Origin of the sequence: Dermacoccus sp. PE3, assembly GCF_001021715.1 — a bacterium.
Classification (GTDB): domain Bacteria; phylum Actinomycetota; class Actinomycetes; order Actinomycetales; family Dermatophilaceae; genus Dermacoccus; species Dermacoccus abyssi.
This window is the reverse complement of record NZ_LDCM01000005.1, coordinates 207,756-234,187: the sequence shown is the minus strand read 5'-3', so window position 1 is coordinate 234,187 and position 26,432 is coordinate 207,756. Positions and strand designations below refer to the sequence as shown.

22 protein-coding genes and 1 pseudogene are annotated in these 26,432 nt (G+C 67.9%); 14 read left to right on the top strand and 9 right to left on the bottom strand.

What is annotated here, in order from left to right; translation table 11 throughout:
- Nucleotides 1–180: 180 nt before the first annotated feature.
- Nucleotides 181–1,704 carry a multicopper oxidase family protein gene (locus AA983_RS13595; protein ID WP_047312814.1) on the bottom strand — a complete coding sequence of 508 codons (1,524 nt, stop codon included), beginning with the start codon at nucleotides 1,702–1,704 and terminating at the stop codon, nucleotides 181–183.
- A gap of 206 nt (nucleotides 1,705–1,910) precedes the next feature.
- Entirely contained in the window at nucleotides 1,911–2,348 is a 438-nt protein-coding gene (locus tag AA983_RS13590; protein ID WP_047312813.1) for a DUF6153 family protein, read from the bottom strand.
- Nucleotides 2,349–2,496: 148 nt separating this feature from the next.
- Here AA983_RS13590 and AA983_RS13585 point away from each other — a divergent pair, with 148 nt between their 5' ends.
- The 7 genes from AA983_RS13585 to AA983_RS13555 all read left to right on the top strand — a co-directional run bounded on the left by AA983_RS13585 (nucleotide 2,497) and on the right by AA983_RS13555 (nucleotide 9,545).
- Nucleotides 2,497–2,706, top strand: coding sequence for a heavy-metal-associated domain-containing protein (locus AA983_RS13585; RefSeq protein ID WP_047312812.1), 210 nt, complete (start codon nucleotides 2,497–2,499; stop codon nucleotides 2,704–2,706).
- 70 nt (nucleotides 2,707–2,776) lie between these two features.
- Nucleotides 2,777–5,047 carry a cation-translocating P-type ATPase gene (locus AA983_RS13580; RefSeq protein WP_047312811.1) on the top strand — a complete coding sequence of 757 codons (2,271 nt, stop codon included), beginning with the start codon at nucleotides 2,777–2,779 and terminating at the stop codon, nucleotides 5,045–5,047.
- A 49-nt stretch (nucleotides 5,048–5,096) separates the two neighbouring features.
- Nucleotides 5,097–5,438, top strand: coding sequence for a hypothetical protein (locus AA983_RS13575; RefSeq protein WP_047312810.1), 342 nt, complete (start codon nucleotides 5,097–5,099; stop codon nucleotides 5,436–5,438).
- Nucleotides 5,439–5,586: 148 nt separating this feature from the next.
- Nucleotides 5,587–6,183: a YdhK family protein gene (locus AA983_RS13570; protein WP_047312809.1), complete on the top strand. Its 597-nt coding sequence runs from the start codon at nucleotides 5,587–5,589 to the stop codon at nucleotides 6,181–6,183.
- Nucleotides 6,184–6,273: 90 nt separating this feature from the next.
- The gene (locus AA983_RS13565; RefSeq protein ID WP_047312808.1) at nucleotides 6,274–8,439 is read left to right on the top strand and encodes a heavy metal translocating P-type ATPase; all 2,166 of its coding nucleotides are present in this window, start codon (nucleotides 6,274–6,276) and stop codon (nucleotides 8,437–8,439) included.
- A gap of 11 nt (nucleotides 8,440–8,450) precedes the next feature.
- Nucleotides 8,451–8,786 (top strand): metal-sensitive transcriptional regulator, encoded by a 336-nt coding sequence (locus tag AA983_RS13560; protein ID WP_225910762.1) that lies wholly within the window; start codon nucleotides 8,451–8,453, stop codon nucleotides 8,784–8,786.
- Between the two features lie 96 nt (nucleotides 8,787–8,882).
- The gene (locus tag AA983_RS13555) at nucleotides 8,883–9,545 is read left to right on the top strand and encodes a CueP family metal-binding protein (protein ID WP_231579616.1); all 663 of its coding nucleotides are present in this window, start codon (nucleotides 8,883–8,885) and stop codon (nucleotides 9,543–9,545) included.
- 480 nt (nucleotides 9,546–10,025) lie between these two features.
- Here AA983_RS13555 and AA983_RS13550 read toward each other — a convergent pair.
- The 3 genes and pseudogenes from AA983_RS13550 to AA983_RS13540 form a co-directional block, all read right to left on the bottom strand.
- A pseudogene (locus AA983_RS13550) lies at nucleotides 10,026–10,546 on the bottom strand (TrmH family RNA methyltransferase); the annotation flags it as partial.
- 23 nt (nucleotides 10,547–10,569) lie between these two features.
- Nucleotides 10,570–11,346, bottom strand: a complete 777-nt coding sequence (locus tag AA983_RS13545; protein ID WP_047312806.1) for a sulfite exporter TauE/SafE family protein — start codon at nucleotides 11,344–11,346, stop codon at nucleotides 10,570–10,572.
- Nucleotides 11,347–11,445: 99 nt separating this feature from the next.
- Nucleotides 11,446–12,231, bottom strand: a complete 786-nt coding sequence (locus AA983_RS13540; protein WP_047312805.1) for an ABC transporter ATP-binding protein — start codon at nucleotides 12,229–12,231, stop codon at nucleotides 11,446–11,448.
- Between the two features lie 173 nt (nucleotides 12,232–12,404).
- Here AA983_RS13540 and AA983_RS13535 point away from each other — a divergent pair, with 173 nt between their 5' ends.
- Genes AA983_RS13535 through AA983_RS13525 form a run of 3 tightly spaced genes read left to right on the top strand, consistent with a single transcriptional unit; the run spans nucleotide 12,405 to nucleotide 15,177 of the window.
- Nucleotides 12,405–13,046, top strand: a complete 642-nt coding sequence (locus AA983_RS13535; protein WP_047312804.1) for a GntR family transcriptional regulator — start codon at nucleotides 12,405–12,407, stop codon at nucleotides 13,044–13,046.
- Nucleotides 13,047–13,103: 57 nt separating this feature from the next.
- Nucleotides 13,104–14,390, top strand: a complete 1,287-nt coding sequence (locus AA983_RS13530; protein WP_047312803.1) for an MFS transporter — start codon at nucleotides 13,104–13,106, stop codon at nucleotides 14,388–14,390.
- A 25-nt stretch (nucleotides 14,391–14,415) separates the two neighbouring features.
- Nucleotides 14,416–15,177 (top strand): hypothetical protein, encoded by a 762-nt coding sequence (locus tag AA983_RS13525; protein ID WP_038568232.1) that lies wholly within the window; start codon nucleotides 14,416–14,418, stop codon nucleotides 15,175–15,177.
- Nucleotides 15,178–15,241: 64 nt separating this feature from the next.
- Here AA983_RS13525 and glgA read toward each other — a convergent pair whose 3' ends face one another.
- Entirely contained in the window at nucleotides 15,242–16,453 is a 1,212-nt protein-coding gene (gene glgA / locus AA983_RS13520; protein WP_047312802.1) for a glycogen synthase, read from the bottom strand.
- A 63-nt stretch (nucleotides 16,454–16,516) separates the two neighbouring features.
- Between glgA and glgC the strand changes: the two genes are divergently transcribed.
- The 4 genes from glgC to cphA are packed head-to-tail and all read left to right on the top strand — an operon-like array spanning nucleotide 16,517 to nucleotide 22,818.
- Entirely contained in the window at nucleotides 16,517–17,770 is a 1,254-nt protein-coding gene (glgC, locus tag AA983_RS13515) for a glucose-1-phosphate adenylyltransferase (protein WP_047312801.1), read from the top strand.
- A 43-nt stretch (nucleotides 17,771–17,813) separates the two neighbouring features.
- A complete protein-coding gene (gene serB / locus AA983_RS13510; protein WP_129663497.1) occupies nucleotides 17,814–19,037 on the top strand; it encodes a phosphoserine phosphatase SerB in 1,224 nt (407 codons plus the stop codon).
- Nucleotides 19,038–19,047: 10 nt separating this feature from the next.
- Nucleotides 19,048–19,938: a cyanophycinase gene (locus tag AA983_RS13505; protein ID WP_047312799.1), complete on the top strand. Its 891-nt coding sequence runs from the start codon at nucleotides 19,048–19,050 to the stop codon at nucleotides 19,936–19,938.
- A 30-nt stretch (nucleotides 19,939–19,968) separates the two neighbouring features.
- Nucleotides 19,969–22,818 carry a cyanophycin synthetase gene (gene cphA / locus AA983_RS13500; protein ID WP_047312798.1) on the top strand — a complete coding sequence of 950 codons (2,850 nt, stop codon included), beginning with the start codon at nucleotides 19,969–19,971 and terminating at the stop codon, nucleotides 22,816–22,818.
- A 119-nt stretch (nucleotides 22,819–22,937) separates the two neighbouring features.
- Here the strand turns inward: cphA and AA983_RS13495 are convergent, their stop codons facing one another.
- From AA983_RS13495 to fabG, 3 genes are read right to left on the bottom strand one after another with little or no spacing between them, the layout of a single operon-like run.
- Nucleotides 22,938–24,833 (bottom strand): Mur ligase family protein, encoded by a 1,896-nt coding sequence (locus tag AA983_RS13495; RefSeq protein WP_231579615.1) that lies wholly within the window; start codon nucleotides 24,831–24,833, stop codon nucleotides 22,938–22,940.
- 58 nt (nucleotides 24,834–24,891) lie between these two features.
- Nucleotides 24,892–25,653: an enoyl-ACP reductase FabI gene (gene fabI, locus AA983_RS13490; protein WP_047312797.1), complete on the bottom strand. Its 762-nt coding sequence runs from the start codon at nucleotides 25,651–25,653 to the stop codon at nucleotides 24,892–24,894.
- A 56-nt stretch (nucleotides 25,654–25,709) separates the two neighbouring features.
- Nucleotides 25,710–26,420 carry a 3-oxoacyl-ACP reductase FabG gene (gene fabG / locus AA983_RS13485; RefSeq protein WP_047312796.1) on the bottom strand — a complete coding sequence of 237 codons (711 nt, stop codon included), beginning with the start codon at nucleotides 26,418–26,420 and terminating at the stop codon, nucleotides 25,710–25,712.
- Nucleotides 26,421–26,432 lie beyond the last annotated feature (12 nt).

The window sequence follows — 26,432 nt, the reverse complement described above, 5'->3', positions numbered from 1 at the left end:
TTCGGAGGGACCGATATGACGTGCGAATTTTGACGACTTGTTCACCTTGCATACCACTATCGTCGCAGGCTGCTCGCTCCCGAACCAACCTCGAAGCGCACTTCGGAGATCTTCTCTGCCCAGGCCGGGAGGAGCAGCGATGACCTGCGCCGCGCCGGTAAGGCGCGCGGCCCCGATGCTTCAGTTCACCTGGTAGGCGATCGTCGTCATCATACCGGCTTCCCCGTGGTAGACGTTGTGGCAGTGCGAGAGCCACCGTCCGGGATTGTCGGCATCGAACTCGACCCGCAACGTTGTGCCGGGAACAACGATCGAGGTGTCCTTGCGCGGCCCTCCCCCGGAATGCTGGTAGGTGTGTCCGTGCAGATGCATCGGGTGCCACATCTCAGTCGAGTTCTTGAACTCGAGGGCGACCCGCTCCCCTTCGACGATACCGAGGGCGTCGCGCATCGGCTTGTCCATGTTCATGCGCTTGCCATTGATCGCCCAGTCATACTTCTCCATGCCACCGGTCAGCTCAAGTGAGAGGGTGCGGTCGACAGCGCGGTTCGGCAGAGCGACTGAACTGGTTGCTTTGAGGCTGTCCGCGGTGGCGGGGGTCTTCTGCTGGGGCAGCTTCACGTCCATCGCGGGCGCGCTTCCCGACCCAGTGCGCAGAATAGCAAGGGCCTGGTTCTGCTTCCCAAGGGCTTCGGCGATGACTGCGAATGCGCCGTCGCCGGCAGTGACGACTGCGTCGTAGCGCTCCCCCATTCCAAGAACGAGGCTCTCTGCCTTGAGGGGTTTGACGGGGAATCCGTCGGAGTGCGTGATCGTCATCTCGTGCTCGGTGACGCCGAAGCGGAAGGCGGTGTCGCCGCCAGCATTGATGATCCTCAGCCTGATCCGCTCTCCAGGCTTGGCGGCAAAGGTTTGCGGGTCGTTGGCGGGCTTGCCGTTGATCAAGTAGAGGGGGTAGTAGACGTCGCCTGCGTCGCCGCCGAGCAGAGGCGAGGTCGCGCCCATGAGGGTGTTGCCCATTCGCATCGGGCCCATGTCCATGTCACCGTGTCCCCCACTATCGTGGTCCATCATTCCCTGGCCGAGCTCCTTCATCACCTCGTCCGGTGTTGCGGTGATGCCGTCGAGCCAGTCGTCGACGACGATGACCCATTCCTTGTCGTAGTCGCCCTTCTCGTTCGGGTCATCGATGATCAGCGGCGCGTACAGACCACGGTCTTGCTGCGTGCCGACGTGGGGATGGAACCAGAATGTGCCTGATTCGGGCAGTGTGAACTCGTAATCAAACGACCCGCCGGGCTTCACGGCATCCTGGGTGAGACTCGGCACGCCGTCCATGTCGTTGCGCAGCGCCAGCCCGTGCCAGTGGACGCTGGTTGGATCAGGGAGATCGTTGGTGAAGGCGACCTTCAGGGTGTCGCCGACGTTGCCGCGCAGCGGCTGGGTCGCCGAGGCTCCCCGGTAGGCCCAGGTCTTCGCGGTCTTCCCGCCGAGGTCGAGGGTGACCGGCTCGGCGGTCAGCGCGCGGTGCACGACAGCACCGGTGCTGCGGCGCTTCGCCTCCGCGGCGGTGACCGCGGTGCTGCTGGGTCTCACGAATGAGGTTGTTTTGGTGGCAGTGGTGCTGCATCCGGCGAGGCCGGCGGCGGTGAGGGTCAGTGCGCCGACGGACAGGAACTGTCGACGGTTCAGGGTGGAATGCATGGGTGATGTCCTTGTGTGTCGGTAGTGAGCGGAGCCACGGCATCGCGCTTGCGCGCTCGACGATCACGGATGGTCGGAGGCGCAGGTCAGCATGAGCCCAGAAGGGGGGCCATCGTTGTGGGACACGATGTCGTGGCAGGCACGGCAGGGTAGTGGACCCGCCGAGGTGGCTGACTGAGGAGCGCAGCATCGGCGCTCCCGTCTGCTCACGTTCGGTAGATCGACAGTTCCAGATGCGTCAGCGCAAACCTGCGAGGCGTCTCCGATAGCGGCGTCGGCAGGGGCGCAGAGACGGGCGTGAGGACATCCGCGACGGACGGAACGGGAAGGGCCGGAATACTCTCGGCCGTGGGCGCGGAGACACAGGTAGAGTCGCCGCTGTTCATGGCGTCTGCGCAGCCGCCGGAGCCGTGCACCAGGCCCTGCGCTCCGGCCGCGGCCGACATGGAGGCGGTAGGCGACATGCCCGTCATGCCGGGCGAGGACGGGGATGCGTGAGCCGGCGACGCCATCGAGGCCGTCGCCGCTGCCGGGCCGCCGACCAGCGCGTGCATGCCGAGAAGACCCGTGATCAGCAGCACCGTAAGAACGACCAGCTGCAACCATTGCCGGCCGCGGCAGGGTTCAGGAGTCGCGCACTTCACAGCCACAGCATACCCCGGTGGCGTATCACTTCGAAACGACGGGTCCGTTCAGAAGCGATCCCGGCCGACCTTGCGGGAATACCCTGTGCGGGTATACGGTTCTCAAAAGAGTACCCACCGGGGGTATCCAAGTAGAGGAGGCTATCCGATGACTGCAAACGAGTACCAAGTGACGGGCATGACCTGCGGGCACTGCGAGGCGTCAGTCCGCGAGGAGGTCGGCGAGATCGCCGGTGTCACCGCCATCGAGGTCAGCGCCCAGACGGGAAGGCTCGTGATCACCACCTCCGGCGAGATCGACGACGCACAGGTCCTGGCCGCCGTCGAAGAGGCCGGCTATTCGGCCGTGCGCGCCTGATGAAAGCCCCGGCCAGCCTCGCGGCCCACTGCACTGCACTGCCGCGGCAGAGCAGAGAGAAGGAAACAGCATGAGCGCACCAGCGCCACTGAGCGCGGACTCGGGCATCGAGCTGGAAGTCGGAGGGATGACCTGCGCCTCCTGCGCGAACAGGATCGAGCGCAAGCTGAACAAGCTTGACGGCGTCACCGCGAGCGTCAACTACGCCACCGAAAAGGCCAAGGTCACCGTGCCCGCCGGCTATGACCCGGCTCTTCTGGTCGCCGAGGTCGAGAAGACCGGCTACACCGCGGCATTGCCCCGGCCCGAAGCCGCGACGACGGACTCCGAAGGCAACGATCAGGACCCAGCCGATGACCCCGAACTGACCTCGCTCAAGCAGAGGCTGATCGGGTCGATCGTGCTCACCGTGCCGGTAATCGCGATGGCCATGATTCCGGTCCTGCAGTTCACCTACTGGCAGTGGGCCTCGCTGGCTCTGGCCGCGCCGGTAATCGTCTGGGCGGGCTGGCCGTTCCACAAGGCCGCATGGACCAACCTCAAGCACGGCACAGCCACGATGGACACGCTCGTCTCGATGGGCACGAGCGCGGCGTTCCTGTGGTCGCTCTATGCATTGTTCCTCGGCCATGCCGGCATGCCGGGGATGACGCATCCCTTCGAGTTCACCATCGCGCCGTCTGACGGCGCGGGCAACATCTACCTCGAGGCTGCCGCGGGTGTGACGATGTTCATCCTCGCCGGACGCTACTTCGAGAAGCGCTCCAAGCGACAGGCCGGTGCCGCGCTGCGCGCCCTGCTCGACCTCGGGGCGAAAGAGGTCGCCGTCCTGCGTGACGGCGTCGAGACCAAGATCCCGACCGGAGAGTTGGCCGTCGGCGACGAGTTCGTCGTCCGTCCCGGCGAGAAGATCGCCACCGACGGTACCGTCGTCTCCGGCACCTCGGCCGTGGACGCCTCCATGCTCACCGGCGAGTCCGTTCCCGTCGAGGTCGTCGCAGGCGACGCGGTGACTGGGGCCACGGTCAACGCTGGCGGGCGTCTTGTTGTCCGGGCGACACGGGTCGGTTCGGACACCCAGCTGGCGCAGATGGCCAAACTGGTAGAGGACGCCCAGTCCGGCAAGGCCGCCGTCCAGCGCCTGGCCGACCGGATCTCGGGCATCTTCGTGCCGATCGTCATCGTCATCGCCCTCGGCACGCTCGGCGCGTGGCTGATCTTCGGACCCGGCGTCTCCGCCGCCTTCACCGCAGCGGTCGCGGTCCTCGTCATCGCCTGCCCCTGCGCCCTCGGCCTGGCCACCCCGACAGCACTGCTGGTCGGGACAGGCCGCGGCGCGCAGATGGGCGTCCTCATCAAGGGCCCCGAAGTCCTCGAATCCACACGCAAGGTCGACACCGTCGTCCTCGACAAGACCGGCACCGTCACCACCGGCAAGATGACCCTGGTCGACGCAATCACCGAGCCGGGCACTGACCGCACCGAGCTGCTTCGCCTGGCCGGCGCTTTGGAGAACGCCTCCGAGCACCCGATCGCCCAGGCCATCGCCAAGGGCGCGGTCGGGGAGATCGGCCAGCTGCCCTCCCCGGAGGACTTCGCCAACATCGAGGGCAAGGGCGTCCAGGGCGTCGTCGACGGCCGCGGCGTGCTCGTCGGCCGGGAGTCCCTGCTGGCCGACTGGTCCCAGCACCTCTCCGGCGACGTCGCTGCTACTAAGGCCGCAGCCGAGGACGAGGGCAAGACCGTCGTCGCCGTCGGCTGGGACGGACAGGCCCGCGGGATTTTCGTTGTCGCCGACGCCGTCAAGGCCACCAGCGCCGAGGCGATCCAGGGCCTGAAGGACATGGGCCTCACCCCGGTCTTGCTCACTGGCGATAACGAGGCCGTGGCTCGCCGGATCGCCGCCGAGGTCGGCATCGAGAAGGTCATCGCCGAGGTCCTGCCCAAGGACAAGGTCGACGTCGTCACCGGACTCCAGGACGAGGGCAAGGTCGTCGCGATGGTCGGCGACGGCGTCAACGACGCCCCGGCGCTGGCCCAGGCCGACCTAGGCCTGGCGATGGGCACCGGCACTGACGTCGCCATCGAAGCCTCCGACATCACCCTCGTGCGCGGGGACCTGCGGGCCGCGGTCGACGCGATCCGACTCTCCCGCAAGACCCTCGGCACGATCAAGACCAACCTGTTCTGGGCGTTTGCCTACAACGTCGCGGCCATTCCGGTCGCGGCGCTGGGCATGCTCAACCCCATGCTCGCAGGCGCGGCGATGGCGTTCTCGTCCGTCTTCGTCGTCGGCAACAGCCTCCGCCTGCGCGGGTTCCGCAGCGTTGCCAGGCAGTGACGCCGCAGAATCGACCATCATCCGAATACACGAAAGGCATTCACCGAGAATGAGCAACGAAGACCAGGCATTCACCAGCTGCTGCAGCACCTCCCGTGCAACCGAGACATCCGCAGCCGAGGAACCTGTCAGCGACGGTTCCAGCTGCTGCGGCACGACCGGCGCAGAGAACCACGCCGCCGATTCCGGCCATCGCGAAAACCTCCTCGTCGAAGGAAGCGACGACGTGACCACCTGCCCCGTCATGGTCGGCAATCCGGTCAACAAACAGGACGCCGAAGAAAAGGACCTCTTCCGCGACTTCGACGGGCAACGCTACTGGCTCTGCTGCCCAGGCTGCGGACCGACCTTCGACTCCGACCCAGCCAAGTACGCCGCCAACATGGCCTGATCCTTCGACGCCCCGGGGCTGCAGCATCACTGCTGCCGCCCCGGGGCGACTAAAGCATAGCTGAGCGATTCCACGCCCACCGATCGACATTTGACCCATACCCCAGAGGGGTATAATGTTGATCGGGCCAGAATGAATAGGAGATTTTATGCGTAAGCGCCTCATGACCACCGTCGCCGCGGGAGTGCTCGGCGGAGCACTCGTGCTCTCCGGCTGCAGCACCGGAGGGGATCAGGACCAAGCGACCCCCTCGTCGACCAGTCAGCACGAGGGCCACGGGAGCAGTGGCGGCAGTTCTGACAGCGGCGGGATGGAGCATCCGATGGACGGCGGCCCCGCCCCCGAGGGCATCGAGAAGGCTGCGTCGCCGAAGTACCCGGTCGGCACCGAGGTGACGCTCACCGCCGACCACATGGAGGGAATGGACGGCGCACCGGCCACCATCGCCGGCGCTTTTGACACGTATACCTACGCGGTGAACTTCACGCCCACCACCGGCGGGGATCCGGTCAAGGATCACAAGTGGGTCGTGCAGGAGGAGATCGAGGACGCCGGCGACCAGCGAATCGCCGACGGCACCGAAGTCACCCTGGAGGCCGAGCACATGGAGGGCATGAAGGGCGCGAAGGCGACCATCGCCTCCTCCACCGACGAGACCGTCTACATGGTCGACTACGAGTCCGACGGCATGACGATGACCAACCACAAGTGGGTCGTCGAGAGCGAGATCAAGCCGGCCTCCTGAGCCGGTCGCCCCGGGCCCATTCAAGGTCCGCGGCGAGACACGACCCGATCGAAGGAAAGACCGGGGAAGAACGAGGGGAAGCGAAGAGCAATGACGGACCCGAACGCGCACCAACATCACCACGACGCCGTCGCGACCACCGAGCTCGGCCACGGGGACGGCGCGCACGGCGAGCACGAGGGCCACGGCGAGCACGAGGGCCACGGCGAGCACGAGGGCCACGGCCAGCACGACGACCACGCAGCGCACGGCGGCCACGGCGGTCATGCCGGCCACGGTGACCACGTGGGCCAGTTCCGTCGACTGTTCTGGATCAACCTCGTCATCGCCGTCCCGGTGGTCGCGTTCTCCCCGATGTTTGCCATGCTCCTGGGCTACTCGGTGCCCGGTTGGGCGGGCTGGGTCGCCGCAGTCCTCGGCACCGTCATGTACGCCTGGGGCGGCACCCCGTTCCTCACCGGTGCGATCAGCGAGCTGAAGAGCCGCCAGCCGGGGATGATGCTGCTCATCGCGCTCGGCATCACCGTAGCGTTCCTCGCCTCCTGGGCCGCCACTCTCGGGCTCGTCCACCACGAGCTCGAGTTCTGGTGGGAGCTGGCGCTGCTGATCGTCATCATGCTGCTAGGCCACTGGATCGAGATGCGTTCCCTGGCCCAGACGACCTCGGCGCTGGACTCCCTGGCCGCGCTGCTGCCTGACGAGGCCGAGCGCGTCGAGGGCGACGACGTGGTCAAGGTCGACCCCGCCGACCTCCGCGTCGGTGACCTCGTCATCGTCCGCCCCGGCGGCAGCGTCCCCGCCGACGGCACCATCGTCGACGGCCGCGCCGATATGGACGAGTCCATGATCACCGGCGAATCACGCCCCGTCGCCCGCGGCGAAGGCGAGAACGTCACTGCTGGCACCGTGGCCACCGACTCCGGCCTGCGCGTGGAGATCAGCGCCACCGGCGACGACACCGCCCTGGCCGGCATCAACCGGCTCGTGGCCGAGGCGCAGGGCTCCTCCTCCCGCGCCCAGCGCATTGCCGACCGCGCTGCCGCCCTGCTGTTCTGGTTCGCCCTCGGTGCGGCCCTGATCACCGCAGTCGTTTGGACGCTGTTCGGGCTGCCCGACGACGCGGTCATTCGCACCATCACCGTGCTCGTCATCGCGTGCCCCCACGCGCTGGGTCTGGCGATCCCGCTGGTCGTGTCCATCGCCACCGAGCGCGCCGCCCGTGGCGGCGTCCTGGTCAAGGACCGCCTCTCCCTGGAGTCGATGCGTCAGGTCGACGCGGTGCTCTTCGACAAGACCGGCACTCTGACCAAGGGCGAGCCCACCGTCACCGGCGTCGAGCCGACCGGTGCGCTGGATGCCGACCAGGTCCTCGCCCTGGCCGCCGCGGCCGAGGCCGACAGCGAGCACCCGCTCGCCCAGGCCATCGTCGCTGCCGCCAAGGAGAAGAGCCTCGCTATCGAGGCGGCCAGTGGATTCACCTCCTCCCCGGCGGTCGGCGTCACCGCGGCTGTGGCCGGCCAGGAGATCCGCGTCGGCGGACCTCGTCTGCTCGAGGAGACCGGGCAGGACGAGATCGACGCGGCCGACGCGTGGCGGGCCGAGGGCGCGATCATCCTGCACGTCCTCCGCGACGGCCAAGTGATCGGCGGCCTCAAGCTCGCCGACGAGGTCCGGCCCGAGTCCCGCGACGCCGTCGACGCCCTCCATGAGCTCGGCGTTGAGGTCGTCATGATCACCGGCGATGCCGAGGCCGTGGCGAACGAGGTGGGCCGCGAACTCGGCATCGACCGTGTCTTTGCCGGCGTCCGCCCCGAAGACAAGTCCGCAAAGGTCGCCGCGCTTCAGGACGAAGGCAAGAAAGTCGCCATGGTCGGCGACGGCGTCAACGACGCCCCGGCGCTGGCGCAGGCCGACGTCGGCATCGCCATCGGCGCGGGCACCGACGTCGCCATCGCCTCGGCGGGCGTCATCCTCGCCAGCTCCGACCCGCGCAGCGTGCTCTCAGTTATCCAGCTCTCCCGTGCCGCATACCGTAAAATGAAGCAGAATCTGTGGTGGGCTGCCGGGTACAACCTGTTCTCTGTACCGATCGCGGCCGGCGTGCTCGCACCTATCGGCTTTGTCTTGCCGATGTCGGTCGGCGCGATACTGATGTCGATCTCCACCGTCGTCGTCGCGCTCAACGCCCAGCTGCTGCGCCGCATTGACCTCACCCCCGAAGCCAGCACCCGCTCTGTCCTGGAGCGCCAGAAGTGAAGGCCACGCCCATGACCAACGACACTGCAACCGATGAGACCGGCACCGACACCGGGGCCCACCAGCACGGTTACATCAGCGACAAGGACCGCTACCGCAACCGCATGAAGCGCATCGAGGGCCAGGCCCGCGGCATTACGAAGATGATCGACGACGAGAAGTACTGCATCGACATCCTCACCCAGGTCTCTGCCCTCACCCGGGCCCTTCAGGGGGTGGCGACCGGCCTGCTCGATGACCACCTCAAGCACTGCGTGCTCGACGCCGCAAAACAAGGTGATGAGGACGCGGCCATCGCCAAGATCCAAGAAGCCACCGATGCTATCAACCGGCTCGTCCGCTCCTGACGCCATCGGATTCAGCCTCGCGCAGTAGTGAGCTGCGCTTCGCCTTGCCCTCGGCCCCTGGGCGCGATCGCGAAGGCGGAGATCGGGCCTGACGTCATGAACACGATCTACCCGAGAGAAGAGCTCGACATGTTCCCTTCACTTTCCGCACCGAACCGGCCTCCCAGAAGCCGGCAGGGACTCGGCGCGACCATAACCGCGATGGCAGCCAGCGCCGTCCTCCTACTCAGCGGCTGCGCCGGTGCTGACCCCGGTCCCTCTTCTTCCGCAGGATCCGATCAGTCCCTGCTGACCGAGCACGGCCTCGATGGCCTGGACGCCCGGGAAATCATCAAGCGCCTTGACACGATGCCGGTCACAGACCGCTCAACCGAACTCATGGCCTCGATCAAAACCGACGAACTCGTCCTCACCGACAATCAGAACAACCAAACCACGCTGCCGATGCCAAAGGAAGACTTCTACATCTCAGTCGCCCCATATACCGAGCAGACCCACGAGTGCTACTTCCACAGCCTCACTACCTGCCTCGGCGAGCTCGCCAACACTGACGTCGACGTCACAGTGGTCAACGCGGCATCCGGCAAGACCATCCTCGACGCAACACTCACGACTTACGACAACGGATTCATCGGACTCTGGCTGCCCCGCGGCATTCACGCGACGCTCACGGTCAGCACCGAAGACCGCACCGCGAAGCAGGACATTTCGACCCGCCTCGACGACCCCACCTGCCTAACCGCCCTCCAGCTGACTTGAGGTCCGGACCTCGTGCTCCTCGGCCTCGTCGACAGATCAGGCGTCTGGACGGTCCAATCCTCGGTCTTCCCCGAGAGTCTTGCCGACCTGAGGCTCCACCAGAGAGCTAGCTTCAGGGTCGTCGGAAGGCGCGAGCACATCGGGCTGATGCCGCGTCGACCAGGACCAGCCTGTGCTAACTTGAGAGCACTTCATCCCCCACGCCTCTCCACGATGCGCACTTGGGGGATTTTCTCTGGCCATGTCCTCAAGCTCAGACTTGTCGGTGCTGAGCCTTGCCGAGCTCCGCCAGTACCCGGCCTGGATTCTTGATCAGGTCGAACAGGCTGCTCGCCCGGCGCGCCCACCGCGCTGGGTCGTCACCCTCAGCAAATGCGGCAGCCGAGGCGAACTGGTCATGGAGGTTGACTGGCAATCGGTCAGCCAGCTCCGCACCGAGCTCGCCAGCGAGGCCGGCTCGAGGAGACGAGGCCGCAAGAACTGGAAGACGGTCCCCATCGAGGCTCGGATTGCTCGTCGGCACAACGGGTCGTCGCAACGTGGAGTCACGAGGAACGCTTCGACGCCAGTCGCGCGGAGGCATTACGAATTAGAGCACCGACCTTCGTGTGATCGACGATGTCCTCGAGCACCACGACGCGGCGGGCCCCACGGAGCAACTCCGCGGGGTCGGCGAGGGCCGGACGATTCATCGACGCAAGCGCTCCGCGGTGGAGGTGAAAGCCGGTCATCGACTCGATGACGTCGGCCTCCCCCACGTAGACCGGAACGCCTTGGGCCTCGGCGTCGGCGACGACGTCTGCCAGGTCGGTGAGCCAGCGCTCGCCCATGAGGAAGCTGCGAGGAACGTCACCCCGGGAGAGTGCCCGGCGGATGACCTTCTCGCTCTCGGCGATGTAGAGGCCACGCTCGGTCTCGAGCTTCTTGCGCAGCGCGACGTCGGTGAGGCGGAAGTAGTCGGCGACGCGTTCGTCGTCGGGGCTCGTGATCTCGATCGGCACCGCACAAGGGTACGCGGGCGGGATCAGCGCAGGATGTTGACGATCGCGATGATGCCGATGACGGTGATGAGGACGCGCAGGACCCACGGGTTGAGCTTGCGCCCGACGCGCGCTCCCACGAAGCCGCCGACGAGGGCGCCGATGCCGACGAGGGCCGCCACAACCCAGTCGATCTGGTCGGTCGCGACGACGATGAACGTCAGGGCTGCGACGCCGTTGACCACCGTGCCGAGAACGTTCTTGATGCCGTTGATCTCCTGCAGCGGATCAGGCAGGAGAACGCTCATGAGGCCCATGAGGATGATGCCTTGGGCCGCGCCGAAGTAGCCGCCGTACATACCGGCCACGAAGATTCCGACGGCCAGCGCGACGAGGCGGGGCCCCGCGAGCGGACGCGTGGGGTCGGCGTCCTCGTGTGCTTTCGCGGCCTTCTTGTTGAGCCACGGTCCGGCAAGCACGAGGAGCACGCCCAGCGCGATGAGCACCGGGACGATGGCGTCGAAGGCCGACTCGGGAAGTACGAGCAGGAGCAGCGCGCCGACCACGGCACCGAAGAAGGAGAACGGAACGATCCGCTTGAGGCGGGCGGCCTTGCCGCGCAGTTCCTCGCGGTAACCCAGAGTGCTCGTGATGCCGCCGGCCACGAGTCCGATCGTGTTGCTCATATTGGCCGTGACGGCCGGGTACCCGAGGGCGAGAAGAGTAGGGAAGGTGACGAGGGTGCCGGAACCGACGACCGCGTTGATCATGCCGGCAGCCATACCCGCCGCGATGATGGCGAGCGCTTCCCACAGACCCATGTCGACATCCTTCTCACGGCCACGAGGAGGGGCGCGTGGGCACGGTTGGGCCGTGGGTGCCGCACACGGACGAAGGCGGGCGGCCTTCGCACCAAGGGATCAGCGAGCGGCTCGGGCGCTCCAGCGTTCACCGTGCTGCTCGAGTTCGAGCGGCATGCCGAAGGTCTCCGACAGGTTCTCCGCCGTGAGGGTCGACTCGATCGGTCCGGCCGCCACGACACGCCCCTCGCGCAGCATGAGGATGTCGGTGAAGCCCGGCGGGATCTCTTCGACGTGGTGCGTGACGAGGACGAGCGCCGGAGCGTCGAGGTCCTCGGCGAGTGTGCTGAGGCGACCGACGAGATCTTCACGGGCGCCGAGGTCGAGCCCTGCGGCGGGTTCGTCGAGGAGCATGAGCTCCGGGTCGGTCATGAGAGCGCGGGCGATGAGAACGCGCTTGCGTTCACCTTCGCTCAACGTCCCGAAGCGACGCTCGGCGAGGTGCGAGACACCCATCTCCTCGAGCAGTTCCGCAGCACGGCCGTGGTCGAACTCGTCGTATTTCTCCCGCCAGCGTCCGACCATGCCGTAGCTGGCCGTGACGACGACGTCGGAAACCTTCTCCGCGTTCGGAATACGGTCGGCGATCGTGGCGGCCGACAGGCCGATACGCGGACGCAGTTCGAACACGTCCACGGCGCCGAGCACCTCGCCGAGGATGCCGGCCACACCGGCACTCGGGTGCATCCGCCCGGACGCGATGGACAGCAGCGTCGACTTACCGGCGCCGTTGGGGCCGACGACGACCCAACGCTCGCCCTCCTCGACGTCCCAGTTGATGTCGTCGAGCAGCTTATGCGCGCCGCGCGTGACACCGACCCCGGAGAAGGACAACACATCGCTCATACCCGTGACCCTACTGACTCGACGGGGTCGAATGCTACGCGACACGGCACGGATGACGTCGTGGACGCGCCTGACGCCCAGCCGACACGGGTGTAAGCTACAACTTGTATCTATGTTGCGTCGAACGCCTGCAAGCGTGGGCAGCACATCGACCACTTGAACGAGGAGCGAGCATGAGCGAGCCGAAGATCTCCGCGGCCGACGCGGTCTACCGCGAGGTGAAGGGCTGCATCCTCGACGGCTCGATCGCCGGGGGCGCCCTCATCAGCGAGGGTGAGATCTCGGAGCTGCTCGACGTCTCCCGCACCCCCGTGCGCGAGGCGTTCGTCCGGCTGCAGGCCGAGGGGTGGATGACGCTGTACCCCAAGCGCGGCGCGCTCGTGCGCGCCGTTGAACCGCGCGAGGTGCGTGACATCGTCGAGGCGCGCATCGCGGTGGAGTCGCGTGCGGCGCGCAGCGTCGTCGAGGCGCAGGAGCACCGCGACGTCGCCATCGATCTCGGCGAGATCCTGCGCCGTCAGCGCCAGAGCCTCGAAACCGGCGACCACGACGACTTCACCGAGACCGACTGCGTCTTCCACACCCACCTCGTCGCCGCCGGCGGCAACGCCATCCTCACCGAGTTCTACGAGCGTCTCGGGGAACGTCAGCGCCGGATGGCCGCGCGCATCCTGTGGAAGGACGACCGCCGCTGCCGCGACGTCCTCACCGCCCACGCCCGCCTCGTCGACCTCGTCGCCGCGGGAGACGCGACCGGTTTCGAGCAGGAGCTGACGGCGCACCTGCACCACTCCTACGACGGACTGCTCCCCTGAGCCCTCCGACCACACGAGTTTCGCACCACTCACCCACACCCGACGAAAGGCCCCCGCGTGTCACTCGACACCCCGATCCGCACCACCAGCCACGAACGCGTCACGACGAGCGTCGACAGCCCCCAGCGCGCCGGCGCCGGGGGCGCGCGTGCCGCCTGGCTGCCGGTCGGGGCGGCGATGTTCACCGTCGCGTGGGGTGGCAATCAGTTCACGCCGCTGCTCGGGCTCTACCGTGACATCGACGCGCTCTCGACGGGCGCCGTCGACCTGCTGCTCGGTGCGTACGTCCTCGGCATCATGCCCGCGCTACTGCTCGGCGGGCCCGCCTCGGACCGCTGGGGCCGTCGCCCGCTCATGCTGCCCGCGCCGATCCTCGCGATCATCGCGTCGGTGCTGCTCGCCGTCGGCTCCGGCTCGCCGGCCGTGCTCTTCGTAGGCCGCATCTTCTCCGGCCTGGCGCTCGGGCTCGCCATGGTTGTCGGCGGCTCGTGGATCAAAGAACTGTCGAACCCCCCGTTCGACGCCGAGGCCGACGCCGCCGCGGGCGCGCGTCGCGCCTCCATCAGCCTGACGGCCGGATTCGCGCTCGGCGCCGCCACCGCAGCGGCGCTCGCGCAGTTCGCGCCGCTGCCCGCAGAGTTGTGCTACCTCGTCCACCTCGTCATCACGGCGGCGAGCTATGTGCTCCTGACGCGCGCCCCCGAGACGCATGCCGCGCAAGAGATGCCGGGACGCTTCCTCGACGACCTGCGCGTGCCCGCTGCGGGCCACCGTCGCTTCCTGTTCGTCGTCCTGCCGATGGCGCCGTGGGTGTTCGGCTGCGCGGGATGCGCCTATGCCGTGCTGCCCGCCGTCATGGGTGATCGCACCGGCTCGTTCGGCATCGCCTTCTCGGGCCTGCTGTGCCTTGTCGCGCTCGGCTGCGGGCTGTTCATCCAGCAGGTCGGCAAGCGCTTCGACGATGTCAGCTCCGCGCGCGCCATCATCATCGCCCTGACGATGACGCTGCCCGGCCTCGGCATCGCCGCACTTGCAGCGCGCCTCGTCAGCCCGTGGCTCGCGCTCGTCGCGGCCGCCGTCCTCGGTCTCGCCTACGGCATGCTGCTTGTCTCCGGCCTGCAGGAGGTGCAGCGCATCGCCGGTCCCGAGGACCTCGCGGGGCTGACGGCTGTCTACTATTCGATCACCTACCTCGGCTTCTTCGTGCCCGCCGCGCTCGCCGTCGTCAGCCACTGGCTGAGCTACCCCGTGATGTTCGTCGGTGGCGTCGTGCTCGCCGCGCTGAGCCTCGGCGTCGTCCTGATGTTCTCGCGCAAGCACCTTCCGACGGCTCTGGCGCACTGACCCGTCGCCACTAGGCTGGGCGATCGTGTACGAACTGCCTGCCTCCGTGCGTCTGGCCCTGTGGGCCACGCACGCCATCGCCGCCGATCGCCCGCTCAGCGAGGCGATCGGCGCCGCGCTGCCCGACGTCGACGCCGTCGAGGGTGGCCTGCCGCGCCTCGAACTGTGGCGTGACCTCGGCGAACGCATCGTCTGCGTCGACCTGCCCCGCCCGGGGGTCCACGGCGGGTTGCTGCCGCCCGGCGGACCCGCGACTCAGGCTGCGATCGAAGTCGGAGAATGCCTGTTCGTGCCGTCGCTCGGCGGGGTGCTCGTGCCGCGGCTGGAGTATTACGGGCCGGCCGGCGACGAGGGCCTCAAGCTCACGCTCGAACCGCACGACAGCGACCCGGTGCCGATCCACCGCCTCGAGGCACTCGCACTGGCCGACATCGACCGACGCTTCCGCGAGGCGTTGCTGGCGCACGTCGGGGTGCTCGAATCCCTGCACATCGCACCGTTCCTCGGCTCCTCGGCCCGCGAGCGCGTCGACGAACGCCTCGACGGCGCGCGCTGGGCGTTGCCACCGGGCCTGCACCCGCGGGCGATGCGCATCATCACGACGGCCGGCCTCGTCGTCGCCGCCCTCGACGAGGCGCTGACGACGAGCGGCGGCCTCGACGCGGGTAGCGTCGCAGCGCGCGAGCGCACGCTGCGCTCCCTGCTCGACGAGGCCGAACTCGCTCTCGCACAGGCCGCGACGGCGGCTGCCATCGGCCTCGCACACGACGCTGCCCGCCCTCGATGAGGACGGGCAACGTTGATCGCGCGTTGCGGTGTGCTCAGAGCGGAGTGTCTCCGGCAATGATGTATCAGGCCGTAGGGGAGCCTTCGAGGACCGTCGCGTAGACCTGCTGGGTGCGCTCGGCGATCGCGTCCCACCCGAAGTGCTCGACGGCGCGCTGACGCCCGGCTCGACCCCGTCGGCGGGCCTCTTCGACGTCGGAGGTCGCCTCGGTGAGGGCGCGGGCCAGATCGGCGACGAACGTATCGGGGTCGACGGGCGTACCCGTTCCGTCGTTCACCTGCTCGATCGGCACGAGCCAACCGGTCTCGCCGTCCACGACGACCTCGGGGATTCCCCCGGTGGCCGTGCCGACGACGGCCGCCTCGCACGCCATTGCCTCGAGGTTGACGATGCCGAGCGGCTCGTAGACGGACGGGCACACGAAGCAGGTGGCCTGTGACAGCAGCGCGACGACTTCGTGGCGGGGCAGCATGTCGGGGATCCACACGACGCCGTCACGGCTCTCACGCAGTTCGGCGATGAGGCCCTCGACCTCGGCAAGGATCTCGGGGGTGTCCGGGGCGCCGGCACACAGCACGAGCTGCACGTCGGCGGGAACGTCACGCATGGCGCGCAGGAGGAACGGCAGGCCCTTCTGCCGGGTGATGCGACCGACGAACACAATGCTCGGGCGGCCGGTGTCAACGCCGTGGCCGCACACGATCTCCAGCGCCTTCTCGGAGTGATCCGGCGCCCAGGCGTCTGCGTCGATGCCGTTGTGGACGACGTGGACCTTGCTCTCGTCGAGCTGGGGGTAGCTGCGCAGCACGTCGCGTCGCATGCCGTCGGAGACCGCGATGACGGCGGCGGCACCCTCGTAGGCGGTGCGCTCGATGAACGAGCTGAGTGCGTAGCCGCCACCGAGTTGCTCCGCCTTCCACGGGCGCATGGGCTCGAGGCTGTGCGCCGTCACGACGTGCGGGACGCCGTGGAGCATCGAGGTGAGGTGCCCGGCGAAGTTGGCGTACCAGGTGTGCGAGTGGACGATGTCGGCACCTTGGGTGGCCGGCACCATCGTGAGGTCCACCCCGAGTGTCTTCAGCGCGCCGTTGGCCTCGGCCAACTGCGGCAGATCGGGAAATCCGTCGGTGTCGGCCTCCCCCACCGGTTCGCCGAACGCCCGCACCTTGGTCTGCGTGCCTGTCACTCGCAAGGCCTTGACGAGTTCGGCGACGTGGACCCCGGCGCCGCCGTAGATGTTGGGCGGGTATTCCTTCGTCAGGATGTCGACTCTCACGGGACAAGACGGTAGTCCCTCCGGGGGTGTGATGAAAGACACGATCCGCCTATTGTCAGTCGCATGCCAAATCGTGGAGGCCCCAAGGTCCTAGCCATCGTTCTCGCCGGCGGCGAGGGCAAACGCCTCATGCCCCTGACCGCGGACCGGGCCAAGCCCGCCGTGCCGTTCGGTGGAATCTACCGACTCATCGACTTCGCGTTGAGCAACCTCGTCAACAGCGACTACCTCCAGATCGTCGTGCTGACCCAGTACAAGTCGCACAGCCTCGACCGCCACATCACGACGACGTGGCGGATGAGTTCCTTGCTCGGCAACTACGTCACGCCCGTCCCGGCACAGCAGCGCGTGGGCAAGAACTGGTACCTCGGTTCAGCCGACGCGATCTACCAGAGCCTCAACCTCATCTACGACGAGAAGCCCGACTACGTCGTCGTCGTGGGCGCCGACCACGTCTATCGCATGGACTTCGCCGACATGGTCGAGGCGCACATCGCCTCCGGCGCCAAGGCGAGCGTCGCCGCGATCCGTCAGCCCATTTCCCTGGCCGACCAGTTCGGCGTCATCGACGTCGACCCCGAGGACCCGTCGCGCATCCGGGCCTTCCTCGAGAAGCCCACCGACCCCCAGGGCCTGCCGGACAGCCCCGACGAGGTGCTCGCCTCGATGGGCAACTACGTCTTCACGGCGGACGCACTGATCGATGCCGTCACCCGCGACGCGGACCTCGAGGGCAGCAAGCACGACATGGGCGGCGACATCGTTCCCGCCTTCGTCGACCGGGGCGAGGCCTACGTCTACGACTTCAAGGACAACACGATCCCCGGCGCAGAGGACCGTGACCGCGGCTACTGGCGCGACGTCGGCACCATCGACTCCTATTACGACGCGCACATGGACCTCGTGTCGGTCCACCCGATCTTCAACCTCTACAACGACGACTGGCCCATCCACACGACGTCGGGCATGAGCCTCCCGCCGGTGAAGTTCGTCCACGGCGAGCACGGACGCACGGGTACGGGCGTGAACTCGCTCATCTCCCCCGGGTGCATCATCTCCGGCGCCACGGTGAGTCGGTCGGTGCTCTCGCCGAACGTGCGCGTTCACTCGTTCAGCGACGTGGATTCGTCCATCCTCCTCGACGGCGTCGACGTGGGCCGCTCGTGCATCATCCGACGCGCCATCATCGACAAGGGCGTGCACCTGCCCGAGGGCACGCACATCGGCCTCGACCACGAGCAGGACCGCGCTCGCGGGTTCACCGTCACGGAGTCGGGCATTGTCGTCGTCGGCAAGGGCACGGTCATCACGTCGTGAGCGGCGGATGCACGCGAGAGTGGTTCACGCTATGAATGGGGTTGTGACGAACGACAACCCGCGTACCGACCTCATCGGCCTGACGTTCCAGGGCACCGACTTCCCGGGGCTCTTCCACGAACTGGCCGATGCGATGACCCGGTTCGGCGTCGAGATCATCGACGTCGGGCAGGCCGTGCTCGGCGGGAGCATCACGCTGTCCTTCCTCGTCTCCTCCCAGCATCCGGAGGACTTCGAGGTCGAGATGCGCCGCCTCGCCGAACTGCGTGGCCTCTCGCTCACGCTGACGCCCGGCATGGCGGATGACGTGCACCGCCTGCCCGGGCGCGCCGTCGTCACGCTGCTGGCGGACACCGTGCCGGCCGAGGCACTGGCCGAGATCTCCGCCGAAGTCGTGCACCACGGCGGAAACATCGACCGGGTGCGTCGTCTCGCCCGTACCCCCGTGACGGCCATCGAGCTCGATGTGTCCGGTGTCGAGGTCGTCGAGTTGCGACGCCGCGTGGCCGAGGTCTCGGCGGAGAGCGGCTGTGACGCGAGTGTCGCCGCTGCCGGTTTGGCGCGGCGAGGGCGACGTCTCGTCGTCATGGACGTCGACTCGACACTCATCCAGGACGAGGTCATCGAGATGCTCGCGGCCCACGCAGGCCGTGAGGCCGAGGTCGCCGAGGTGACCGAGCGGGCCATGCGCGGCGAACTCGACTTCGCCGAGTCCCTGCACGCACGTGTCGCCGCTCTCGAAGGGCTTCCGGTCGAGGTGCTCGATGACGTCCGCGCCGCGATTCGCCTGACGCCCGGCGCGCGCACGCTGGTGCGCACCCTCAAGCGTCTCGGTTTCACCGTCGGCGTCGTCTCGGGTGGCTTCATCGAGGTCGTGCGCCCCCTGGCCGACGACCTCGGCATCACGTATGCCCAGGCCAACACACTCGAGGTGGCGGACGGCAAGCTCACCGGGCGGGTGCTCGGCGAGGTAGTCGATCGTGAGGGCAAGGCACGCGCTCTCGCGCACTTCGCGCAGAACGAAGGTCTCCCCCTGGAACGCACGGTCGCGATCGGTGACGGAGCCAACGACCTCGACATGCTCGCGCTCGCCGGTCTCGGCGTTGCGTTCAACGCCAAGCCCGTTGTGCGGGCTCAGGCCGATGCCGCCGTGAACGTGCCCTACCTGGACAGTGTGCTGTTCCTGCTCGGTATCAGCCGCGAGGACATCGAAGAGGCCGACAATCTCGACGTGGACTCTGCTGCGATGAGCGGAACGGGCGCCTAACATAGCCCCCATGCCTGAGAACAGCGAGCCCCGTCGATCCCTGCTCATCATCGGTGGGGCCGAGGACAAGATCGGCCGCGTGACCATCCTGCGCCGCTTCGTGCGTCTGGCCGGGGGCCGCAAGTCGAACATCGTCGTCATCCCGACGGCATCGTCGCTGGCGTCCGAGGTCATCGAGGTGTACTCCACCGTGTTCTCGCGCTTGGGGTGCCCCGAGGTCTCGAGCGTCGACCCGCAGACGCGGCTCGAGTCGTCGTCGCCGGAGCTCGTCGAGCGCATCGACAACGCCACGGGTGTCTTCATCTCGGGCGGTAACCAGCTCAAGCTGAGCCAGCTCATCGTCGGCACCCCGCTCGGCGACGCCATGCTGCGCGCCTACGAGCGTGGCGCCGTCATCGCCGGCACGAGTGCGGGCGCCTCGATCATGAGCCAGTTCATGATCTCCATGGGCGAGGAAGGCGTCACCCCTCGCCAGCGTTCCAGCCAGCTCACGCAGGGTCTCGGCCTCGTGCCGGGCGTCATCATCGACCAGCACTTCGACCAGCGCTCGCGCTACGGCCGACTGCTCTCGCTCGTCGCCGGTTCTCCCAGCCTGCTCGGAATGGGCATCGACGAGGACACGGCCGCCGAGATCACGAACGGGCACGAGATGACGATCGTCGGATCCGGTGCCGTCTTCATCGTCGATGCCCGACGGGCGCAGACCGACGCCCATGAAGCCCGCCGTGACGCGCCCTTGCTCGTCACGGGAGCGGTCGTTCACTCGCTCCCGTACGGAGCGACGTTCGACCTGACCACAGCGACCTTGACGGATTTCGTCGAGCAGAACGCCGACGTGGCCGTCACGGCCGCGAAGGATCAGCACGACACCGCCACGGCGGCAGCCGCACTGCGTCACTGAGACGCTGTGCCTTCCACGAGGGAGAACTCCATGACCGTCGTCGAGATCCCGCAAGCTCCCGGGCCCATCGAGCCGAGCCTGCGCATCCGAAGCACGCGTGTCTACCGCGGCCCCAACGTGTGGTCCTACGAGCCGGCGATTCACCTCGTGCTCGATCTGGGCGTGCTCGAGTACTACCCGACGCACGCGCTGCCCGGTTTCACCGAGGCTCTCGTCGAGCTCTTCCCCGGTCTGCAGCGTCACTCGTGTTCGCGCGGGCGTGAGGGTGGCTTCATCGAGCGCCTCCACGAGGGCACCTGGCTCGGTCACGTGGCCGAGCACCTCGCGCTGCAGCTGCAGCAGGAGGCCGGCCACGACGTCCGTCGAGGCAAGACGCGTGGTGTCGAGGACCGCGAGGGCTGGTACAACGTCATCTTCGCCTTCCTCGACGAGAGCGTCGGTCTCGCAGCCGGTGAACTGGCGGTCAACATCGTCAATCACCTCGTGCAGAACAACCCCGAGTTCGACGTCGAGGCAGAGCTCGAGCGGTTCCACAACCTCGTGCAGCGCAAGGCCTTCGGCCCGTCGACGCAGGCCATCATCGAAGAGGCCGTCTCGCGCGACATCCCGTGGACCCGCCTCAACGGCGCCTCCCTCGTCCAGCTCGGTCAGGGCGTCCACGCCCAGCGCATCCGCGCCACGATGACGTCGCGCACCCCCGCCCTCGCGGTGGACATCGCGGGCGACAAGAACCTCACGGTGAAGCTGCTCGGTTCGGCCGGTCTGCCGGTGCCGAAGTCCGACGTCGTGCGCACGATGGAGGGCACCGTCGAGGCGGCCAAGGAGATCGGCTTCCCGGTCGTCGTCAAGCCGCTCGACGGCAATCACGGCCGTGGTGTCTGCCTCAACCTGCAGAACGAGGACGACGTCCGCGAGGCCTACCCGATCGCTCTTGCCCAGTCGCGCCGCGGCGTGCTGCAGGTCGAGTCCTTCGTCACGGGCAAGGACTACCGCTGCCTCATCATCGACGGCCGGATGGCGGCCATCGCCGAGCGCGTGCCCGCCCACGTCATGGGCGACGGCGAGCACACGGTGGCCGAACTCGTCGACATCACGAACGCCGACCCGCGTCGTGGATACGGTCACGAGAAGGTGCTCACGCGCATCAAGGTCGACGACGCCGCCCGCGAACTCGTCGAGGAACAGGGCTACGCGATGGACGCCGTGCCTGAGGCTGGCGTCATGGTGAAGCTTGCCCTCACCGGCAACATGTCGACCGGTGGTATCTCCATCGACCGCACCATGGATGCCCACCCCGACAACGTGGAGATCGCCGAGGAGGCCGCGCGCCTCATCGGGCTCGACGTCGCCGGCATCGACTTCATCTGCCCCGACATCACGGTGCCGGTGCGTGAATCCGGCGGCGCGATCTGCGAGGTCAATGCCGCTCCCGGGTTCCGCATGCACACCCACCCGACGGTCGGGGAACCGCAGTTCATCGCCAAGCCGGTCGTCGACCTGCTCTTCCCGCCCGGCACGCCGTCGCGTGTGCCGATCGTCGCGGTGACGGGCACCAACGGCAAGACGACGACGTCGCGCATGCTCGCGCACGTCATGAAGGGCCTCGGCAAGAAGGTCGGCATGACCTCGACCGACGGCATCATCGTCGACGAACGACTGCTCATCACCCGCGATGCCTCCGGCCCCAAATCGGCCAAGATGGTGCTGCAGAACCCGCGCGTCGACTTCGCCATCCTCGAGGTCGCCCGCGGCGGCATCCTGCGCGAGGGCCTCGGGTACGACCGCAACGACATCGCCGTCGTGACGAACATCCAGAACGACCACCTCGGCATGCGCGGCGTGAAGTCGCTCAAGGATCTGGCCGACGTCAAGCAGGTCATCGTCGAGGCCGTGCCGCGTGACGGTTTCGCCGTGCTCAACGCGGACGACCCGTACGTGCGCAAGATGCGTCGCGTGTGCCGTGGCACCATCGTGTGGTTCTCGATGGACGCCCCGGACAGCCGTGTGCGCCAGTTCATCGACGAGCGTTGCGTGCGCGGCGACCGGGCCGTCGTGCTGGAGCCCACGGACAAGGGCGAGATGATCGTGCTCAAGCAGGGCCGCCGTTCGATGCAGCTCGCCTGGACGCATCTGCTGCCGAGCACGTTCAACGGCGCCGCGCGCATGAACGTGGCCAATGCGCTCGCCGCAGCCGGCGCGGCCTTCGCCGCGGGCGTGCCGCTGCACGACATCCGCCAGGGTCTGCGCACCTTCACGACGAGCTACTACCTCTCCCCCGGGCGCCTCAACCGCATCGAGGTCGACCACGCGGAGGTCTTTGTCGACTACTGCCACAACCCGGCGGGGCTCGAACTGCTCGGCGAGTTCGTCGACCGGTACGTGTCGGGCAAGAACCGTGCCCAGACGGTGCGTCGCACCGTCGTGGTCGGGGCAGCCGGTGACCGTCGTGACCAGGACATCCGTGAGATGGGTGAGCTGGCCGCCAAGTGGTTCGACACCGTCATCATCCGCGAGGACGAGAACCTGCGCCGCCGTGCCCCCGGTGAGGCGGCGAAGCTGATCGAAGAAGGTGCGAGGGCCGCCGCGGAAGCGGGTGGGCGCGCCACGAAGATCATCACCGTCCTCGACGAGCTGGAGGCGACCAACGCGGCGCTCGACGCCGCTCGTCCCAACGACGTCGTCGTCATCTGCGCGGACAAGCACGCGCGCGTCATGGCGACGGTGGAGGAACGTACACACCTCGCGGCCCCCGGTGCGCACACGCAGGACGACCAGCCGGGTGATCCTGACTTCAGCCCGGACGAGCGGTTCGCGAGCGCCGACGTGGATGACCCCGCGGGTGACGTGGTGCCCCCCGTCGCCACCGACACCCAGGGCTGAGCCCAGCCCACGGAAGAAGCCCACGCCCACCGAGTGATTGGTGGGCGTGGGCTTAGGGCGTCAACGGCACGACGGCACGAAAGCACGACGGGCAGCGCCGAGGCGCCGCCCGTGCGTGGTCAGGGCTCGCGATGCGGCAGCGACGTGAGCAACTCGAGCGCGTCGACGAGGGCTGCGGGCGCATGGCCGGCACGCGTCACCTGACGAAGCGCGGCGACCGCGTCGCCGATGTGCCCCTGGACGTCGTCCGGCAGGCCGCTGGTCTCGACCTCCTCGGTGGCGACCCCTCGCGCGGCGCGCGCCTTGCGGTCGATGGTGCGGGCGTCGTCCATGAGGGCGCCGGCCTCGGTGAGCCAGGCGTGGATCTCGGCCTGGTGGCTGTGCGTCATGACGGCGACGACGTCGTCGGCGTGGGCTGCCTCGAGCAGGCCCTGCAAGCCCTCGAGCTCGGTGGGATGACTGGCCTCCGGGCTCACCCCGACGCGCGCGAGGCCGTCACGCAGGTGCCCTTCGAGGTTCTCCATCGAACGACCGCGCAGGTAGTGCTCCTTGTGCACGACGTGCACGAGGTCGGCTCCGCGCCCGGCCATCTCACCGAGGTTGACGAGGATCTCGTCGCTGCGGTCGCCGCCGGTGCCGAGGCCGAGCAGCAGACGCCCACCGGGGGCGACGAGGCCGCGGCCGACGGTCAGCAGAGCCTCCAGACCTCCCTCGTTGTGCGCCATGTCGATGATGACGGTGACCTTCTCGTCGGCCTCGCCCGACTTCGGGGCGGAGTAGACGTTCATGCGGCCGGGGTTGAGTTCGGCGTCCGGCGAGAAGGAGCGCAGGCCCTCGACGACCGCACTGCGCGGCAGGCCGAGGGCAAGGGCGCCCGCCGCTCCGGCGAGTGCGTTGGCGATGTTGTGCGACGAGAGACCCGCCATCGTCATGGGTACGTCGTCGAGTGAGGCGAGCGTGTCGACACCGGCGTCGTCGATGCAGACGATCTCGTTGTCGATGACGGTGAACGCCTTGCCGTGTGCGGCGCGCGCCTCCCGGATGCACGGAGCATCGGGGTCGAGCGTGAAGGCGACGATCTGGGCGGGCGTGCCGACACGCATGGCCCACACGCGCGGGTCGTCCCCGTTGAGCACGCACCATCCGCTCGGGCGGGTGACCTTGGTGATGATGGCCTTGACCTCGGCGAGCTGGTCGACGGTGTCGATGCCGCCGGTACCGAGGTGGTCGGGCGACACGTTCGTCACGACGCTGACGTCGTTGTACGGCACACCCATTCCGCGGTTGAGCAAGCCGCCTCGCGCGGTTTCGAGGACGGCGACCTCGAGGCCGGGGGTGGCGAGCACGGTGCGAGCACCCGAGGGTCCCGAGTAGTCACCCCTCTCGACGTGTTCGCCCATGACGAGCACACCGTCGGTGGAGCTCCACGCCGTCTTGCGCCCTGCGGTCATCGAGATGTGCGAGACGAGGCGCGTGGTCGTCGTCTTGCCGTTCGTTCCGGTGATCGAGATGACCGGAACCTTCGGCTTGGACATGGTTCCGGCGGGGCCCGGTTCGGAGGCGAGAACCGCGTCGGCGGCACGTCGAACGGCGTCGGAGGAGGACACCGGGTCGAGCAGATCGGTGAGAGCCGCAGCCACGGCGCGGCCCAACGCGCGGCCGCGTTCGAGGTGCTTCCAGGGGAAGGCCACGACGTACTCCGAGGGTTCCTCGCCGTGGCGAACCCGGACACCGAGCTGACCCGTGCCGCTCGCAGCGGCAACACGACGCGTGACGACCTCGACGAGGCGCATGACGGCGCGGTCGCGGACGGCAGAACCCTCGTCGCCGAGTCGCGGGCGGCGCGCGCGAAGCAGGGCGAACGCTTCGCTCAGCTGTTCCGGTTCACTGCTCAGCCACCCCGAGACGTCGATCGTCGTCTTGATCGCGGGGCGCGGGAAGTAGAGGTTCGGGCCCTCGAGAACGCGGTTGCCGAGCAGGCGGACACCTGCGGCCTGCGTGCCGTCTGCAGTCATGAAATTCACCCTAGAACGGGTGTGCTTCACCTGCATCCGCCCGACACGGGCTGGACGCCTACTGACCCATCGCGTGGACGCCGCCGTCGACGTGGACGATCTCGCCCGTCGTCGCCGGGAACCAGTCGGACAGCAGTGCCGCGCAGGCGCGCGCGGCGGGCACCGCGTCGGAGACGTCCCAACCCAGCGGAGCACGGTTGTTCCAGGTCTCCTCGAACTGCTCGAAGCCCGGGATCGACTTGGCCGCCGTGGTGCGGATCGGGCCGGCGGCGACGAGGTTGCAGCGGATCCCCTGCGGGCCGAGGTCACGTGCGAGGTAACGGTTCGTCGATTCGAACGCAGCCTTGGCCACGCCCATCCAGTCGTAGACGGGCCAGGCGAACTTCGCGTCGAACGTCAGCCCGACAACGGCGCCGCCGTCCTTCATGAGGGGCTCGGCAGCCTTCGCGAGGGCTTTGAGGGAATACGCCGAGGCGTGCAGTGCCGTCGAGACGTCCTCCCACGTGGCGTCCATGAAGGTGAACGCGCCCTGCGGTGCGAAGCCGATCGAGTGCACGACGCCGTCGAGCGAACCGATGATCGGCTTGAGGCGCTCGGCGAGGGTCTCGAGGTGCTCGGTGTTCGTCACGTCCAGTTCGACCACCTCGACGGGCTCGGGCAGCCGACGGCTGATCGTCTGCGTGATCTTCATCGTGCGGCCGAAGCTCGTGAGAACGACCTCGGCGCCCTCCTCCTGGGCCAGGCGCGCCACGTGAAAGGCGATCGAGGAGTCCATGAGGACGCCGGTGACGAGGAGCTTCTTACCTTCGAGCAGACCCATGGTGGTGCCTTTCGTGCGGGGCGGAGCGGAGTGGAGGATGCGGGCTGGGTCAGTGGTCAGTGGCCCATGCCGAGGCCGCCGTCGACGGGTACGACAGCACCGTTGATGTAGGCGGCCTCCGGCGAGGCGAGGAACGTGACGGCGGCTGCCACCTCATCGGGGCGGGCGAAGCGCCCGGCGGGGATGGCGTCCTTGTAGGCCTTCTGCCGGTCCTCCGGCAGCGAGGACGTCATTTCGGTCTCGATGAAGCCGGGCGCGACGACGTTGGCCGTGATGCCACGGCCCCCGAGTTCGCGAGCAACGGAGCGGGCGAGACCGACGAGACCGGCCTTGCTCGCCGCATAGTTGGCCTGGCCCGGAGACCCGTAGAGTCCGACGACGCTCGAGACGAAGATGAGGCGCCCGCCCTTGCGGCGGATCATGCCGGTCGTCGCGGCGCGGGCGCAGCGGAACGCGCCGGCGAGGTTGGTGTCGATGACACGGTCGAACGACTCGTCGCTCATGCGCATGAGCAAACCGTCGTCGGTGATACCGGCGTTCGCGACGACGACGTCCATGGGGCCGCCGAGCTTCTCCTCGGCCTCCTTGAACGCCTTCTTCACCGAGTCGGAGTCGCTGACGTCGCCCGCAACCGCGGGCATGCCCGCGACGTCCTCACCGGCGCGCGAAAGGATGACGACGGCGTCCCCCTGGTCACGGAACCTCTCGGCGATGGCCAGACCGATACCTCGGTTGCCTCCGGTCACCAGTACGTTGCGGCTCGTCATCCACCCTGTCCT

Bases quoted from the DNA above. Each gene is read 5' to 3' on its own strand.
- AA983_RS13595 (WP_047312814.1), bottom strand. From the start codon at position 1,704: ATGCATTCCACCCTGAACCGTCGACAGTTCCTGTCCGTCGGCGCACTG.
- AA983_RS13585 (WP_047312812.1), top strand. From the start codon at position 2,497: ATGACTGCAAACGAGTACCAAGTGACGGGCATGACCTGCGGGCACTGC.
- AA983_RS13580 (WP_047312811.1), top strand. From the start codon at position 2,777: ATGAGCGCACCAGCGCCACTGAGCGCGGACTCGGGCATCGAGCTGGAA.
- AA983_RS13575 (WP_047312810.1), top strand. From the start codon at position 5,097: ATGAGCAACGAAGACCAGGCATTCACCAGCTGCTGCAGCACCTCCCGT.
- AA983_RS13570 (WP_047312809.1), top strand. From the start codon at position 5,587: ATGCGTAAGCGCCTCATGACCACCGTCGCCGCGGGAGTGCTCGGCGGA.
- AA983_RS13565 (WP_047312808.1), top strand. From the start codon at position 6,274: ATGACGGACCCGAACGCGCACCAACATCACCACGACGCCGTCGCGACC.
- AA983_RS13560 (WP_225910762.1), top strand. From the start codon at position 8,451: ATGACCAACGACACTGCAACCGATGAGACCGGCACCGACACCGGGGCC.
- AA983_RS13555 (WP_231579616.1), top strand. From the start codon at position 8,883: ATGAACACGATCTACCCGAGAGAAGAGCTCGACATGTTCCCTTCACTT.
- AA983_RS13545 (WP_047312806.1), bottom strand. From the start codon at position 11,346: ATGGGTCTGTGGGAAGCGCTCGCCATCATCGCGGCGGGTATGGCTGCC.
- AA983_RS13540 (WP_047312805.1), bottom strand. From the start codon at position 12,231: ATGAGCGATGTGTTGTCCTTCTCCGGGGTCGGTGTCACGCGCGGCGCG.
- AA983_RS13535 (WP_047312804.1), top strand. From the start codon at position 12,405: ATGAGCGAGCCGAAGATCTCCGCGGCCGACGCGGTCTACCGCGAGGTG.
- glgC (WP_047312801.1), top strand. From the start codon at position 16,517: ATGCCAAATCGTGGAGGCCCCAAGGTCCTAGCCATCGTTCTCGCCGGC.
- AA983_RS13505 (WP_047312799.1), top strand. From the start codon at position 19,048: ATGCCTGAGAACAGCGAGCCCCGTCGATCCCTGCTCATCATCGGTGGG.
- cphA (WP_047312798.1), top strand. From the start codon at position 19,969: ATGACCGTCGTCGAGATCCCGCAAGCTCCCGGGCCCATCGAGCCGAGC.
- AA983_RS13495 (WP_231579615.1), bottom strand. From the start codon at position 24,833: ATGACTGCAGACGGCACGCAGGCCGCAGGTGTCCGCCTGCTCGGCAAC.
- fabI (WP_047312797.1), bottom strand. From the start codon at position 25,653: ATGGGTCTGCTCGAAGGTAAGAAGCTCCTCGTCACCGGCGTCCTCATG.
- fabG (WP_047312796.1), bottom strand. From the start codon at position 26,420: ATGACGAGCCGCAACGTACTGGTGACCGGAGGCAACCGAGGTATCGGT.